We start from the raw sequence: 15218 nt of genomic DNA, 5'->3' as shown, positions 1-15218 counted from the left end.
GCAAGCTGCGCGGTGGAGTTAAATGCGATATACCAGCCGATAAAGTAGGCGACTGTTGCTGGAAACGTTCCCAGCAGCAGCCTCGGCCATGGCTTAAGTCGAATTAGAAGAGCCGTCGCAATATCGATCGCAAGCAGGTAGCTAAAAAGAAATACCTCGTGATTGCCCCCGGTCGAAAGCAGCAGCGGCGTCGCCATGCCTCCGGCCAAAGCGTAAACCGCAAGCACTTCGCTGTCCTGCGACCAGGCCATGAAGGCGTTCCACGCCGTGACCAGAACCATCGCTGCGAGAGCCGCCGATGCAGGTAACAAATGGTAGATCTGGAAGGAGGCCCATAGCGAAAGGTAAAGCACGCCACTGCCGATTGCTTTGAGCGACCAGGAAAATGCCTTAAACCCCTGGCTTCGAAACCGCTCCGACCACACGATCAGTCCAGCACCAGCGATAAGACCTGTAAGGACGCGACCCAGAGGCCCAATCCAGTGGTTGTCCATCGCAAGTTTCAGAAACCACGCTGCACCGAAGAGGAGAGCGACGATCCCGATGCGGCTGAAGAGTTGAGAACCAATACGATTTTCCAGCGACCCGCGTCCAGGCGCGGCATCCCCCTTAGCAGCCGAAATCAACGGAGGTGGCGGAGTCTTCGTCGCAAGCGATTTTCTCGGGTCGCTCCCGTGCAACTGGGCGATCTCGCGCTCCAACGCCTCCACCCGCGACGACAACGAAGACAGCTCCCTGGAGAGTTGCGCGTCACGATCCTGCTGCCCGGGTTCGGCCTCTTGTCCCATTGGCAATACTTTACCGTCATTGCAGCAGGGATTGGCACTTGAATCTCTCAATTGATACTCTTTGCGCTGATGAAGATTAAATCTACGCCGCCGCTGCGAGTTCTGGTTGTGGACGACGATGCGTTGAGCCGCGAGGTCCTTTCCCTTCTACTCGAACACGCGGGATACCTCGTCAGCACCGCGGATTCCGGCGACGCAGCGATACGTCAGCTAAGCTCGACACCCACAGCACAACCCCACATCGTTCTGGCCGACATCCAGATGCCCGGCACCACTGGCAGCGCACTAGCGCACGCCCTGCGCGATTGCTGCGGGCGCTGTCTGCTGCTTGCTATGAGCGGGAGTCGGCCCCACGACGACATGATTCGCGAGTTCGATGGACTCCTGCTCAAGCCCTTCACCATGAAAGAACTGGCCGCAGCCATCGCCGCAGCCGGCAGTCCTCCCGAAGCTGCGGACGACGTCATTCATCAAAACCTAACCCCTCTGAATGAAGCTATTTATAAGAAGCTCGCGGCATCGATGCAGGCAGAACGGCTGCAGCAGCTCTACACCCTGTGTCTCGTCGATACAGAAGAGCGAATCACACACATGCGCCAACTTGCATCTAACCAAGGTGATGCGTTATTCCGGAAGGAGGCTCACGCAATCAGGGGCAGCGCTGGTATGGTTGGAGCGATTGAGTTGCAGACCTTGGCAGCTAAGCTGGAAGAAGACGGCCTGCGCGCTAATCATATAGCTTCTCTTGATGAATTGATGGTTGCCTGCGACCGTCTGCGTCGTATTCTGATGGCGCGCCATAACATGTAGGGAAGGAGCACTGCATAATGAGGAGAAAGCCCCTATGAACGACGCAGTGAAAGTCGCTGATAAATCCGCAACCGCAATCACACCTATCCGTATCGTCGTCGCCGACGATCATCCTGTAGTCCGCATCGGCGTCAAAAACATGCTTGAGGACGAGCCGGGCTTCGAAGTTGTGGGCCAGGCCGAGGACGGCGATGACGCGATCACGCAGACGCTCGAGCTGGAGCCTGACATTCTTTTGCTGGACTTGCAGATGCCGCGCCTTCCCGGGCTTGAGGCGATGCGCGCGATCATGAGTAAGTCGCCGCGGGTGAAGATCATCATGCTGACCAGCACTATCTCGACCCAGCAGGTAATCGAAGCCCTTCAGATTGGCGCGCGCGGAATCGTGTTGAAGGATGCCGTTGCCAGCGACCTCGCTACATCGTTGCGGGCGGTGCTCTCGGGAGATTACTGGATCGGTGGCGAGCGCGTCGCCAATCTATTGACCGCCCTGAACGAATTGATGAACAAGGCCGCCGCTGTACCCGAGCGAAAGACCTACGGCCTCACCCCGCGTGAGCTCGAGGTGACAACCTGCATCGTCGAAGGCTGCAGCAACAAAGACGTCGCCAAACAGTTTGCGATCAGCGAGGAGACGGTAAAACGTCACCTCTCGAACGTCTTCGACAAAACTGGCGTCTCGACCCGGCTGGAATTGGCGTTGTTTGCGATCGCGCACAAGTTGGTCATCCTTACTCCTTGAGCTTCTATCAAGCTCTGCAAACCTTCAGTAAGATTGACGATATGGAAGTCATGAGCGATGGTGCAGCTTCAGAAAAAGTTGATTTGATGGTCGTCGGTGCCGGCCCCACCGGACTGGCCTGCGCCATCGAGGCGCAGCGCGCAGGGTTCTCCACGATGCTGGTGGATAAAGGGTGTCTCTGCAACTCCCTGTTTCACTATCCCGCGCACATGACGTTCTTCACCACGCCGGAGCTGCTGGAGATTGGCGATATGCCTTTTTCCAGTCCAAACCAGAAGCCCAACCGCAACGAAGCGTTGGAGTACTACCGCAAAGTCGCGGAGCATTACCGCCTCGACGTCCGCCAGTACCAGACGGTAGAACGAGTCGAGGGAAGTGACGGCGATTTCACCGTTCACACCACAGACTATTTTGGCCGCGCGCTGACGCATCACGCCCGCAAATTGGCCGTCTCCACGGGCTACTACGATCTGCCCAATTATCTTGATATCCCCGGCGAAGAGCTCCATAAGGTCCGCCACTACTATCACGAGCCGCATCCTTTTTATGGACTGGACGTACTCGTCATCGGCGGCAAGAACTCGGCGGCCATCGCAGCCCTCGACCTCTGGCGGCATGGCGCCAGAGTAACGCTCGTCCATCGCGGCGCGGAGATGCACCGCCACGTGAAGTATTGGATCCTCCCCGACATCAACAACCGCGTCAAGAACGGAGAGATCAAAGCATACTTCAGCAGCACGGTGGTCAACATCTCCGAAGACGATGTGAGGCTCGAAACGCTGGAAGGCGCGGTAACGCTGCCGAACCACTTCGTCTTTGCGCTCACCGGCTACCATCCCGACTTTGACTTCATCGAGCGGTTGGGGGTGAGTCTCGATGAGACCAACGATCGCTGCCCGAGGTGCGATCCCGCGACGCTCGAGAGCAATGTCCCGGGAATCTATCTCGCCGGTGTCATCGTCGCCGGGGAACGCACCAATGAAATCTTCATCGAGAATGGTCGATTCCATGGAAAACTCATCGCCGAAGACCTCCGCGCTAAGCGAGTCGGCGCTTCGGAGTGATTGGCTTCGCCAGTGGTGCGGAGCGGATGTTCACGTTCAAATTCCGTCGAGATCATACCTGACGGCGTAAAATGGATATTATGTCGCGAGGATGGGAGAGTAAATCCGTGGAAGAACAACAATCTCAAGCCGCTGCTCCATCACCGGATCCCGCAAAGACCAGTGCTGAAACCGCCGAGCGTAAACGCCAGCGGCAGGCGCTGGAGCTGCAGCGGGAGCGCGTTCTTTCGGAACGTACCTCCAGTCCGCATCGCAGATCCGCGCTTGAACTCGCCCTCGCCGATATCGAAGAGAAGCTCTCCGAACTCGGCTGGACGATCCATATGTAGTGGCGCTAGCTGTGACGATGCAGGACCGTTGAGTTCGCCTGGTCAATGCTAGTCAGCAGGATATTGTGAATGTTGACGTGAGCCGGACGGCTGGCTGCCCAGACGATCGCGTCTGCTACATCCTCAGGCTGCAACGGCGTGATGTTCTCATAGACCTTCGACGCCTTCTCCTCGTCTCCGCGAAACCGCACAGAACTGAACGCCGTCTCGACCATGCCCGGGTCCACCGAGGTCACGCGTACCGGAGTTCCCATCAGATCGATCTTCAGCCCCTGGCTGATGGCCTTTTCCGCAGCCTTGGTCGCGCAATAGACGGCTCCGTTGGCGTAGGTGATATATCCCGCTGTCGATCCGAGGTTGATGACGTGTCCGCTGCGACGTGAGACCATTCCCGGCACTACAGCGCGGGTGACGTAGAGCAATCCCTTGATGTTGGTATCGATCATCTCTTCCCAATTCTGCGGGTCGTCTTCATACAGCTTGGTCAGGCCGCGGCTCAGCCCGGCATTGTTGACCAGCACGTCAATCTCCCGCCATTCGGATGGAAGCTCCTCAAGAGCTTTTTCGACGGCAGAGCGCTTCTGAACGTCAAGGTCGAAGACGTGCACCTCCTGCGCTCCCTCTTGAACGAGCGTCTGCTTGAACTCCTCCAACCGCTCTAAACGCCGCGCGCATAGCAGAAGCCTGGCGCCCTCTCGGGCAAAAGCCAATGCTGTCGCTCTACCGATTCCCGAGCTTGCTCCAGTAACGAAGACGATCTTTCCCTGTAAGGATTTCATAGCTTTCTTATAGCAAAAAAGCGAGATGCCGCGTGAAACGGCATCTCGCTTTTACTGGTTGACCTACTGGTTGACCGGCTACTTATTGCGGATTCGCAGTTCCGGTGTCATTTGGAGTAGCGGCTGGTGCAGGTTGAGCGGTTGCGTCAGGGTTGGACTCCTTCACGCCAATCGCATCGCCAGAGACTACAAGTTGCACGCGGCGATTTTGTGCGCGCCCTTTCGCGGTGCTGTTGTCCGCAACCGGATTGCTCTTGCCGTAGCCGGTCGACGTAATGTTGTCCGGCTGCACCCCCTGGCCAATCAGAAATGCCTTGACGGCATCGGCGCGATTCTCAGAGAGCTTCTGGTTCATCATGTCGCTTCCAACGCTGTCGGTATATCCTTCAACCTGAAGCTTCAGTCCTGGATATGCCTGCAGAATTCCAGCCACTTTGGCAAGGCTGATCTGGGTCGTCGGCTTCAGCGTATATCTGCCCGTGTCGAAGAGCACATCGGACATATTGACGATCAGTCCCCGAGCAGTCTCGCTGGTAGCCAGCACACTGTTCAACTGGCTGCGCAGACGTTCGCGGGTAGCATTGGCGCTCTCGGCGCTCTTGTTAGCCTCCGCCGCACGGGCACGGGCCTCCGCTGCCTCTGCATCTGCCTTTGCCTTTGCTGCCTGAGCCCGCTCTGCCTCAAGCTGTGCCTGTTGGGCCTGCATCTGCGACTGCTGAGCCTGAAGCTGCGACTGTTGCGCCGCCAACTGCGATTGCTGTGCGGCACGTTGCGCATTCAACTGGCGCTCTTCCTCTTTTTTACGCAATGTCACCAATCGCGCATCTTCCGAGCGCTGCACTGCTTGCCGCGCATAGGTGATCTCCATTTTGCGGTCGCCCTTCTTATTGCTTTGGATATCGGCGGCGTTCTGAAGGTCCTGTTTCGCTTCGTTCAGAATGTCGGAGGCATATTTGTCTGCGCCGTTCGCCTGGGCGATGCGTACGGCGTTGTAGGCCTGATACAGCTCCAACGGTGCCTTCTCGTCGCGAGTAATGGGATTGTCGTTCGTTTTGGAACCGTCGGTCGGCGCATAAAAGCCGCGCGGCAGAAGCGCGTAATGCGCGTTCACCTTTTCGAGGACGCCATTGGTCTTGTTCTCGATAATGTCATTTTGCAGTACGACCACGTCGCTCGGCTCAGTGACCGAAAAATAAGGCTCAGCGGTCACAATCATTCCAAAGGATTGCAGCGGAGTAGTCACATGAATGTTGTTCTTGGTGCCGGCTGGCAGCACCTCTCCCAGGTTGGTTGCCCTGCCGTCAGGCGTAATGGCCCAGAGAACGTAGGTCAGGTAGCCGGGGCCGAAGCCATTGGCGGGAGTAAGGCCCTGAAAGCTGGCGTCAATGGTGATGCGACCGCGTTCGCTCTGTACCTTGGCCTCGCCTTTGGCCTTGGGAAGCAGTGAGGTTCCCTTGAATGCAATCTTGGTGCTGCTGCTGCGGTGCAGGTAGTTCACTGCATCCAGATCACGATGCACAACTTTTACCTGATAAAAGTAGGTCCCGTTCTTCTTCGTGATGGTCGTCGTATCCTGCGTGGGGCTGGTGGTTTCGGTCGTGGTGGTCGATCTGGTCGTCTGGGCAATGGCAGTAGGCATGACCGATAACGTGACGCCTGCAAATAAAAACGCGGACAGCGCCCGCGTGGAAAAGCTTTCGATCGTACGGTTCATGATCTCTCCTGGCGTTCCGGAATGCGCTGGCAAAAACTTCAGGCCAATCATTCTCTTGGTACTTTTCGATGCCCGGCAGTGAGCAAAGGTAGTCCTCGGACGCAGAACTGCCCCATTTTCTTCGATCTAGCAGGAAATGGGGCAGTGAAAAAGCTAAGCCGAGTGCTGTTGCTGGGCACCGGAGCGATGCACAAAGTGATACGGCGGCCACGGACCGGAGAGCTGCATCCGGCACTCTTTCATCTGTAAAGTGGCAGAGGAATACTTGCTCTGATAACGTTCAACCGTCTTGTTATCAATAAGATGTGCGATATCCAAGAGCATCTTGCCCGATTCCATGCGCTTGCAGGTAATCTCTTCGGCGATAGGAAGGAACATGCGATGCATCTGGACGGAGAGTGCGCGGGCCTTGGACTGGCGTTCCCGCTGGCGGCTGGCGCTCTCCCGCAGACTGGTCAGATATTGCTGGCCAACGGTCATGTCGCGGGCGGAGTTGCCCGGGCAGGTATCGTCGACGAGGACCTTGAGGTGCATCTCGGCCTTGCCGCGAAGGCGCTCGACATTGGCCTGAAAGTGACGCTGATTGGAGCGAACCGAGCGGCGAAGCGCGTCGTCATCCTGAAAGGTGGTGCCAAAACGAAAGGGCAGAACGGTTGAGAGTTTGAAACAGTCCGCGATGACGCGGGCATGGTCTTTAGCGGCTTGCTGGTCGAGCCGCTCATGGTCTTCGTTGCTGTGCTCGGAGACGATGACGGCCAAATCACTGGCGGGAAACAAGAATGCCTGATTACCGAAGAGGCCTGAGACTCCGGTAAGGGGCATTGGACGACGGTGCCGGCAAAGTTCCGGGAACGACTGCCGTTCTGCGATGCAATAGGCGTACCATGCCATATCTTTTACCTTCCTTATGCGCGCTGAGGGGTCTAACCGCCCCATCAGGAAGTTGGGTTATGGAACTCGTACTGATTCGAAAGTTTGATTGAATACTCTGCATTTCCGAACGATTTCGATCCAGACAAGGTGCGCGATTAGCGGCCTCGACTGAATGCGAAACGGATAGTATGCCTATTGGAAGACGATTGGCAAGAATTTCTTAACCTTTCGGCTAAGTTATTGATTTAAAATAAACAAATGACGGTCAAATCTACGACATTTCGTGAACTTTTTTCCCGCAGCGTCTCTTTTGGAGCCATTCGGGAACGATGGCTACGAGACGGACTAATCCGTTCAAGCCGCGTAGGTTCAATAGTTTAACCGAATGTGTTCCGTTCAAATCATCATCTTTGACTATGATTAATGCCAAAGCTACTCTTTCTAAAAGAGTTGAGCTTGCGCAATCGTTTCGGCTCCTGAATTGATACGGCACGAAAAGATTTCGCACGAACGCGGAGCTTTGGCTCGCTCTGCGAGACGATCGGCCAAAGATTTTCAGCTTGAGTGCCGGTTTGAGTCGTCCGGTGTGGGCGAGGTCGGGTCCTGTTCGGTTCTGGCCTTAGGCAAGCTGTCTTCAGGGCTGGAGATGCCTACCATACGCAACATCTTTCCACTGACACGAACAACCGGACTCATTTCTGCTCTCCCTGGGGCTTGAGGCTACGCTATTTTAAAGACATGAGCATACTCAACAATTCCACGCCCAGCATCCAACGAGTCTGGAGTTTCGCCATCCTCTGCCTGGTGACAGGCATCATGGCCCACAGCGTCACCGCCGTGGCGCAGAGTGCGGCCGCGGCACCCAAGTCCGACGTGATTGTATTTACGAATGGCGACCAGTTGACCGGAACCATGGAACGCGGAGTCGGCGACAGTGTGGTCTTCAAGAGCGACACGGTCGGCGAGATCACGGTTCCGATGAGCAAAGTGAAGGAATTACGAACCCACGGCAGCTTCGTCGTCATCCGCAAAGATGAGAAGCCGACAAAGGTGACGCGACGTCCGGGAAGCCTCGTTTATGCCGACAACTCGGTAACCGTGGAGACCAAGACGGGAGCGCCCGAGACGGTGCCGGTGAAGAACCTCGCCTTCATCATCGACCAGACCACCTACGACAAACAGGTGGCCCACAATCCGAGCTTCCTTCATGGATGGAACGGATCGGTTTCGGGAGGAGCGACCCTGATTCGCTCGACCCAGACGGGAACCAGCTTCAACGCTGGCATTGCGCTGATTCGATCGATTCCGACCGTGCCTTACCTCCCCCCCAAAACCCGCACCACTTTTAACCTGCTGGAGAGCTACGGCAAGTTGACCCAGCCAGTGATTCCGCAGACGACGCCGATACCGACCCCCCCTTCAGAGGCGAAGACCAGCATCTTTCATGCGGATGCGGAGCATGACATCTACTTCACTCCCCGGTTCTACGCGCTGGGGGAGGTTTCCTTCGACCACAACTTCGCGCAGGGCCTGAACATGCAGCAGGTCTACGGCGGCGGTTTCGGCTGGACCGCCATCCTGACTCCGGCACAGCAGCTCGATCTTAAGGCCGATGTCCACTACGAGATGCAGTCCTTCATCCAACCCGACCCCATCACCGTGGCCACTCCGCGCGTCCCCAACCAGAACCTGATCGGCTCTACGTTTGGCGAGGCTTATCATCGCAACTTGCCAGGCAAGATCGTCTTTACCGAAAGCGCCAGCATTCTGCCTGCGTTCAACAACCCCGACGCCTACTCGGCAATCGCAGCGGCTGGGCTGGCTCTCCCCACCTACAAGCGGATCAGCCTCGGGCTGAGCGCCTCTGATAACTACCTCAACATGCCGGCGACTGGATACAAGAAGAACAGCCTCCAGTTCATCACTTCTGTCGTCTACAACCTGAAATAAGCACGAGCAGTCCCGGCCAGCCAGCCGGGACTGCCGTTCCCGTCTTTTTACTACTTCGTCAAAATCTGGGTCACTGGCAGAGGCAGTTCGGTGTTTGCGTTCTTCAGCAACAGACTGACCTGCCACATCTGCGTGTCCGTAAGGACGTGGTTGAAGGCAGGCATCCCGGTGAGGCGGATGCCATTGGCAACCTTCCAGTAGGTCTCTCCTGCCGTATCGTCACTGACACCAACCACACCGGACTTTCCATGGGCCTTCCAGAGTTGGGGCGCATTAGGATACATATAACGAGCATAGGAAACATCGTGGCCAGGAACACCGTGGCAACTGGCGCACTGCGCACGATAGACGTGCGCTCCCGACTCGAATACGTCCTCGCTGGTGCCGAAGGGCGGGGTTTTGACCTCGCGGTCGATGCGGGCGTTCATAGGCAGCCGGACGATCTGCTTCTCATAGGGAAAAGGCGCATCGGCAACGGATACCGGCAGCGCTCCGAAGTGCAGATAGAGAAACAGGCCAGCCGCAACCGCGGCGATACCGAGAAGAAAACCCAGAAAGACCTTACCGAAGCCACCGCTTCCACTTTTTTTCGCCATTGCATACGCTCCTTCACCGGTAGCCGCCCCGGAAACGGCGGCGGATGTTCTAATAAGGGATGGCCGCGGCCAGTCTGACAGCCGTGCGCTCCAGGTTCCAACAATAGCAAAGCGCAGCTTGTGCGGGAGTAACAGTTGATGTTCGGTTTGAAGTTGAAGGAAAAGTGTGTAGCGGTTATGTTGCTGGCGGGATTGATGGCCAGCGGAGCAGGCACCATGCAGGCGCAGTCGATGCGGCGGACGCGGCGGGAGTCGAACGCCAACCGCCAGGCAAGAATCGCGCGAATCGTCAAGGACACCTACAGTCACAAGTGGGAGGTCGGCGGCGGCGGCGGCTATCTGCGTTATCGCTCAGGCGAGGGCCTGCAGCGCAACAACGAGGTCGCCTTCTGGCTGAGCGGGACACGCTACTTCAATCCCAAGCTCGGCGTCGAGGCTGATATCCGGGGTGCCTTCGGCAACGCGAAGATCAACACCAACGAGTTTCTCAAGTTCAATCCGCAGATCTCCCAGTACGCCTTCATGGCTGGCCCCAACTACCGCTTCTATGCAAAAGAGAAGATGGCAGCGAGCGTCTTTGCCATAGGCGGCGCCGGAGTCGGCAAGTTTGACACCGGCTCGAAGGGCATCCCTTCGTCCCTGTTAGGAACGTGGCCATCGGAGACCCGGGCCGCGTTTTCAGTCGGCCTGAACCTCGATTACAACCTCTACCCCAACCTGGCGTTCAGGATTACACCGACCTACCTGGGGACCACCTTTGGCGGAACCGTGCAGAATAACGCTGGCTTCAACATGGGGGTTCTCTACCGATTCGGGAAAAACTAGAACTTTTAGCGTTTCTGTAAAACCAGAGAAGCACGCCGACCCCTGTATTTTGTCTTTCCTTTAGAGCAGAAACGATCTCACCAGACGGAACCCAACAGTCAGAATTTTCTGGCGTGTGGTTCCGTCATGCTTTTGGGATCAAGAATTTCTCCAATCTGTTCCTCAGTAAGCAGCTTTTTCTCACGGGCAAGGGCGACAATGCTTTGTCCCCTGGTGATGGATTCCTTTACCAGCTCCGCAGCCTTTGCATAGCCGATGTAGGGGTTCAACGCCGTGGCCAGCGCAATGGTGCTGGCGGCGTAGTGCGCACAGCGGTCGCGGTTCGCCGTGATCCCACGAATGCAGTGGAGGTCCAACTCGCGGAGCGTATTAGTCAAAATGGTGATGGACTGCAGCGTATTGTGGGCCATCGTCGGCATCATCACATTCAGTTCAAGCTGCCCTCCCTGCACCGCGAGCGCAGTGGCGGTGTCGTTGCCCACAACCTGAAACGCAACCATCGCAGTCAGTTCTGCCAGCACAGGGTTTACCTTGCCCGGCATAATGCTCGAGCCGGGCTGCAGGCTGGGAAGATGAATCTCGTTGAAGCCGGTATTGGGCCCGCTCGACAGCAGCCGCAGATCGTTGGAGATGCGAATCAGTTCGAGCGCCAGCGTGCGCAGCGCGGCGGAGACGTCAGCCATCGCAGCATTCGATTGCATGGCATAGCGGAGGTCTTCTGTTTCCAGAAGTTCGAGACCGGAGATGCGGCTAAGGTTCTCAATGACCCGCTGTCGATAGTCGGGATGAGTATTAAGCCCAGTCCCAACAGCAGAGCCACCAAGGCCCAGTTCCCGCAACGCTTCAGCGGTGCGCGCCAGATGCTGATGACACTTCCGGACGGCAACGGCGTAAGCCGCGAACTCCTGTCCCAGCGTGATAGGCACGGCGTCCTGCATGTGGGTGCGGCCAGCCTTCAGAATGTCCTTGAACTCACGCGCCTTGGCATCGAAGCTGGCAGCCAGATCGTTAAGTACAGGGTAGAAATCTTCGAGCGCCAGCAAGACAGAGAGCCGCATGGCCGTTGGGAAGACGTCGTTGGTGGACTGGCCGTAGTTAACGTGGTCGTTAGGGTGGATTTTTTTGTAAGTACCAAGAGGTTCACCAAGAATCTGCCCGGCTCGATTGGCAATCACCTCATTGGCATTCATGTGCAAACTGACTCCAGCTCCAGCCTGAAAGACGTCCACGACGAAGTGGTCATGGTGCTTGCCCTCGATGACCTCCTGCGCGGCCTTTATTACGGCGCTTCCCTGCTCTTCTGAGATAAGAGCGAGAGATTGATTAGCTTCAGCGGCAGCCTGCTTGATCATCGCGAGAGCGAGGATAAGGAACGGGCTGGCCTTGAGGCCGCTGATGGGAAAGTTGGCGATGGCGCGGGTAGTCTGCGCTCCATAGAGAGCGGCCGCAGGAACCTCAATAGTGCCCAAGGAATCGGACTCGGTGCGAGTATCGGACATGATCTTCCCCTGAACCTTAGATGCCGCCAGTTATCGAGCGGCATCAGGGACAACAGTATGTCAGACATCCTAGAATCTAGGCTGAGAGAACAATATGGCAATCATCAACCAGGACGATTTGATTCAGAGCATAGCGGACGCTCTGCAGTACATCAGCTACTACCATCCGGTGGATTACATTACGAATCTGGCGCGGGCCTATGAGATGGAAGAGAGCCACGCAGCCAAGGATGCGATAGCGCAGATCCTCATCAACTCGCGCATGTGCGCCGAAGGGCATCGCCCCATCTGCCAGGACACCGGCATCGTCACCATCTTTCTGAAGGTAGGAATGGAAGTCGTCTGGCAGGGACCGAACGGCGGGCCTGCCACCCTTGACCTGCAAGCCATATGCGACGCCGGTGTGCGCAAGGCCTATCTCGACCCCGACAACAAATTGCGTGGCAGCATCCTCGCCGACCCGGCGTTTACGCGGAAGAACACCAAGGACAATACACCCTGCGTCGTCGAGGTCTCGCTGGTCAAGGGCGGCGAGGTGGACGTCATCGTCGCGGCCAAGGGCGGCGGCTCCGAGGCGAAGTCGAAGTTCGTCATGCTGAATCCTTCGGACTCGATTGTGGATTGGGTACTCAAAACCGTCCCGACCATGGGCGCGGGATGGTGTCCGCCGGGAATGCTCGGCATCGGCATCGGCGGCACCGCCGAAAAGGCCATGCTGCTGGCGAAGCAGTCGCTGATGGACCCCATCGACATGCAGGAGCTAAAGGCACGCGGGCCGCAGAACAGGATTGAAGAGCTGCGCATCGAGCTTTACGACAAGGTCAACCGGCTCGGCATTGGAGCGCAGGGGCTGGGCGGCCTGACGACGGTGCTCGACATCAAAATTCTGGACTACCCGACCCACGCGGCCAACCTTCCCGTGGCGATGATTCCGAACTGCGCCGCAACCCGCCACGCGCACTTTCATCTTGATGGCAGCGGGCCTGTGATGCTGGAGCCGCCATCGCTCGATGCATGGCCAAAGCTGACCTACGATGTCAGCACCGCCCGCCGCGTAGACCTGAATACCGTCACCCGCGAAGAGGTAAAGACGTGGAAGCCGGGAGAGGTCGTCCTGCTGAACGGCAAGCTGCTGACTGGACGCGACGCCGCGCACAAGCGCATGACCGACATGCTGAACCGCGGCGAGACGCTGCCTGTAGACTTCACCAATCGCTTCATCTACTACGTCGGCCCGGTGGATGCCGTGCGCGAAGAGGCCGTCGGCCCCGCAGGCCCCACGACCGCCACGCGCATGGACAAGTTCACCCGCCAGATGCTCGAGTCCACCGGCCTGCTGGGTATGGTCGGCAAGGCCGAGCGTGGCCCGGCGGCAATCGAGGCAATCCGCGATAACGAGGCAGTCTACCTCATGGCTGTGGGCGGCGCGGCGTACCTCGTCTCAAAGGCCATCAAGAGTTCGCGTGTGCTGGCCTTCGAAGACCTCGGCATGGAAGCAATCTACGAGTTCGACGTAAAAGACATGCCCGTCACGGTAGCTGTGGACTCGCAGGGAACCAGCGTCCACAACACAGGGCCAGCGGAGTGGTCGCGCCGCATCGCCGAAGAAATTGGCGGGGTATCGATCTTAGGACAGTAATCGGCCTTACTTAATGTCACCGAAGTGGGCGTTCTCAGGACAAGAGCGTTGATCGAGAAACTGAAAGGTAGTCGCAGGGCCAAGGTTGGCAGGAGGGTCGTCCCAGGAACGAAGGACCCAGACGACCTTCTTGGCAGGAGTGACTTCGATGGCCTGCAGCGAGTTGGGGGTTGCGACAGCGCTCCACTCGTTGACCCAGTTGTTGATGACGGTGTTGCCGTCAGGCAGACGCCAGGCCTGCTGCAGGTTGTCGAACTTGTATGCGGGTGCGTCCGTGCCGGGCGAGAACGACCACACCACGTCTCCGCGACGAGTGACCTCGCGGACACCTAAGCTATCGGTAATAAGGACGTTGCCGTTATCGAGCGGCGCGACGCTCCAGAGACCTTTTGCAGGGAACGACCAGAGTTCGTTGCCGTTGGAGTCGTACTCGACGACCTTGTTGAGGTCCATGTGAGCAACGAGTAACGTTCCGGCCGGGGTGAGGCGTGCGTGGCGAAACTGGCCATGGACACTGACGGGAATCCTGGTCTTGAGGGTGAGTTCTTTTTCGATGGTGCCCGTGCGGACGTTGACGACGCGAAGAAGCGCGGGCGAGCCGTTCTGAATGTAGAGAACACGGTCGTTGCCGATGGGAACGGCGGTATGGACCTCGTGGCCGGCAGGCACATCGTAGTTCCAGACGATCTTTTTATCGGGGCTAATCTCGGTGAGAGCGAATTGATGAGCGAAGAGGATGTTGCCATTGCAGAGCTGAACCGCATCGCTGATCTCGCCTTTGCCAGCGGGATCTTCGTAGGACCAGACGATCTTGCCCTGGCGGACCATGAAGATTTGCCGGTCTTTCGCCTCGCCGGCGTAGAGAAAATCGTGACGCGCAAGATCCTTGCCGGAAAGTGGTCCCGGAGATTGGGCGGGGAGAGCCATGCTAAAAGCAAGTGAGAGGATGAGCAGCGCGCACCGATGCATGAGGCAAAATCTTTCCTGCGTGAACTGGAAGTCCTTCGGGGCAACGATACTGGACTGTCGAAGATCGGGTCAATCTGACAGGCACTCGTCGAAAGACAATCCGACCTCTGCAGATCAACCGATGCGGGAAGGGTGTTCAGCAGATGGGGTGTTTTTTTGCTTGCGATTCAGTACGAAGCTGCGACGTTTGCGGCGGGTACCGCTGGCATGGTCGATCTTCCTCCAGAAGCCGACAAAATAATCGACCGGCCCATCTAAGCGGCCAAGTGCGAACGATGACTTACCTGGGGCCTGTCGTGATGGGGTTTTTTGAGCAGAAAGGTGTAGTCACCTCGCCGTTTGTGGATGATGCGGTAGCCTGCCTTATACAGCCGGGCAATGGTCCTGAAGGTCTGATGAGGCCTTAGCCACCCATGAAACTCAACGCACATCTGTCGCACTGGAATGTGTTGGTCAAGAAGCTGATTGACGATGTCGTATTCAAAGCCTTCAATATCCATCTTCAACAGATCGATGCAGGAATCGCCGTTCCGGCTCATGATGGTCGATAGGTTATAGCACTCGAAGCATACCGTCTCGATGCCCTCCTGTACGACCGAATACGATCCCTCACCAGCTACCTTCGGCAGGGAAAATTTGAT

At 57.3% G+C, this 15218-nt stretch carries 15 protein-coding genes; 7 read left to right on the top strand and 8 right to left on the bottom strand.

The features are described from left to right. Positions 1–839, bottom strand: an 839-nt coding sequence (locus VMU57_RS16505; RefSeq protein WP_325385380.1) for a DUF2339 domain-containing protein, incomplete at its 3' end; no start/stop codon positions are given. 18 nt (positions 840–857) lie between these two features. Here VMU57_RS16505 and VMU57_RS16500 point away from each other — a divergent pair. The 4 genes from VMU57_RS16500 to VMU57_RS16485 all read left to right on the top strand — a co-directional run bounded on the left by VMU57_RS16500 (position 858) and on the right by VMU57_RS16485 (position 3733). Beyond that, positions 858–1598 (top strand): response regulator, encoded by a 741-nt coding sequence (locus tag VMU57_RS16500; protein ID WP_325385378.1) that lies wholly within the window; start codon positions 858–860, stop codon positions 1596–1598. 34 nt (positions 1599–1632) lie between these two features. Continuing rightward, positions 1633–2340 carry a response regulator transcription factor gene (locus VMU57_RS16495; protein WP_325385376.1) on the top strand — a complete coding sequence of 236 codons (708 nt, stop codon included), beginning with the start codon at positions 1633–1635 and terminating at the stop codon, positions 2338–2340. A gap of 50 nt (positions 2341–2390) precedes the next feature. Continuing rightward, positions 2391–3404, top strand: a complete 1014-nt coding sequence (locus VMU57_RS16490) for a YpdA family putative bacillithiol disulfide reductase (RefSeq protein WP_325385382.1) — start codon at positions 2391–2393, stop codon at positions 3402–3404. Between the two features lie 107 nt (positions 3405–3511). Next, positions 3512–3733, top strand: a complete 222-nt coding sequence (locus VMU57_RS16485; protein WP_325385374.1) for a hypothetical protein — start codon at positions 3512–3514, stop codon at positions 3731–3733. Between the two features lie 5 nt (positions 3734–3738). Here the strand turns inward: VMU57_RS16485 and VMU57_RS16480 are convergent, their stop codons facing one another. The 3 genes from VMU57_RS16480 to VMU57_RS16470 all read right to left on the bottom strand — a co-directional run bounded on the left by VMU57_RS16480 (position 3739) and on the right by VMU57_RS16470 (position 7117). Further along, positions 3739–4512: an SDR family NAD(P)-dependent oxidoreductase gene (locus VMU57_RS16480; protein WP_325385372.1), complete on the bottom strand. Its 774-nt coding sequence runs from the start codon at positions 4510–4512 to the stop codon at positions 3739–3741. 82 nt (positions 4513–4594) lie between these two features. After that, a complete protein-coding gene (locus tag VMU57_RS16475) occupies positions 4595–6226 on the bottom strand; it encodes an OmpA family protein (protein ID WP_325385370.1) in 1632 nt (543 codons plus the stop codon). 153 nt (positions 6227–6379) lie between these two features. Beyond that, complete coding sequence (locus tag VMU57_RS16470; protein ID WP_325385368.1) at positions 6380–7117, bottom strand: GvpL/GvpF family gas vesicle protein; 738 nt, start codon at positions 7115–7117, stop codon at positions 6380–6382. A gap of 720 nt (positions 7118–7837) precedes the next feature. On the opposite strand from VMU57_RS16470, the gene VMU57_RS16465 reads away from it, so the two are divergent. Beyond that, a complete protein-coding gene (locus tag VMU57_RS16465) occupies positions 7838–9049 on the top strand; it encodes a DUF481 domain-containing protein (RefSeq protein WP_325385366.1) in 1212 nt (403 codons plus the stop codon). A gap of 50 nt (positions 9050–9099) precedes the next feature. Here VMU57_RS16465 and VMU57_RS16460 read toward each other — a convergent pair whose 3' ends face one another. Beyond that, positions 9100–9645 (bottom strand): cytochrome c, encoded by a 546-nt coding sequence (locus VMU57_RS16460; RefSeq protein WP_325385364.1) that lies wholly within the window; start codon positions 9643–9645, stop codon positions 9100–9102. 138 nt (positions 9646–9783) lie between these two features. Here VMU57_RS16460 and VMU57_RS16455 point away from each other — a divergent pair, with 138 nt between their 5' ends. Next, the gene (locus tag VMU57_RS16455) at positions 9784–10470 is read left to right on the top strand and encodes an outer membrane beta-barrel protein (protein ID WP_325385362.1); all 687 of its coding nucleotides are present in this window, start codon (positions 9784–9786) and stop codon (positions 10468–10470) included. 98 nt (positions 10471–10568) lie between these two features. Here the strand turns inward: VMU57_RS16455 and VMU57_RS16450 are convergent, their stop codons facing one another. Continuing rightward, positions 10569–11969: an aspartate ammonia-lyase gene (locus VMU57_RS16450; protein ID WP_325385360.1), complete on the bottom strand. Its 1401-nt coding sequence runs from the start codon at positions 11967–11969 to the stop codon at positions 10569–10571. A 94-nt stretch (positions 11970–12063) separates the two neighbouring features. Between VMU57_RS16450 and VMU57_RS16445 the strand changes: the two genes are divergently transcribed. Beyond that, entirely contained in the window at positions 12064–13608 is a 1545-nt protein-coding gene (locus VMU57_RS16445; protein ID WP_325385358.1) for a fumarate hydratase, read from the top strand. A gap of 6 nt (positions 13609–13614) precedes the next feature. On the opposite strand, the gene VMU57_RS16440 is transcribed toward VMU57_RS16445, so the two are convergent. Both VMU57_RS16440 and VMU57_RS16435 read right to left on the bottom strand, forming a co-directional pair. Beyond that, positions 13615–14577 (bottom strand): hypothetical protein, encoded by a 963-nt coding sequence (locus VMU57_RS16440; RefSeq protein WP_325385356.1) that lies wholly within the window; start codon positions 14575–14577, stop codon positions 13615–13617. A 254-nt stretch (positions 14578–14831) separates the two neighbouring features. After that, positions 14832–15218: FkbM family methyltransferase (locus VMU57_RS16435; protein ID WP_325385354.1), on the bottom strand; the 387-nt coding region annotated here is incomplete at its 5' end.

The organism is Edaphobacter sp. (assembly GCF_035532915.1).
In the GTDB taxonomy this organism is placed as follows: domain Bacteria; phylum Acidobacteriota; class Terriglobia; order Terriglobales; family Acidobacteriaceae; genus Edaphobacter.
Note: the sequence above shows the minus strand (reverse complement) of the source record. Positions and strands in the feature narration are given on the sequence as shown.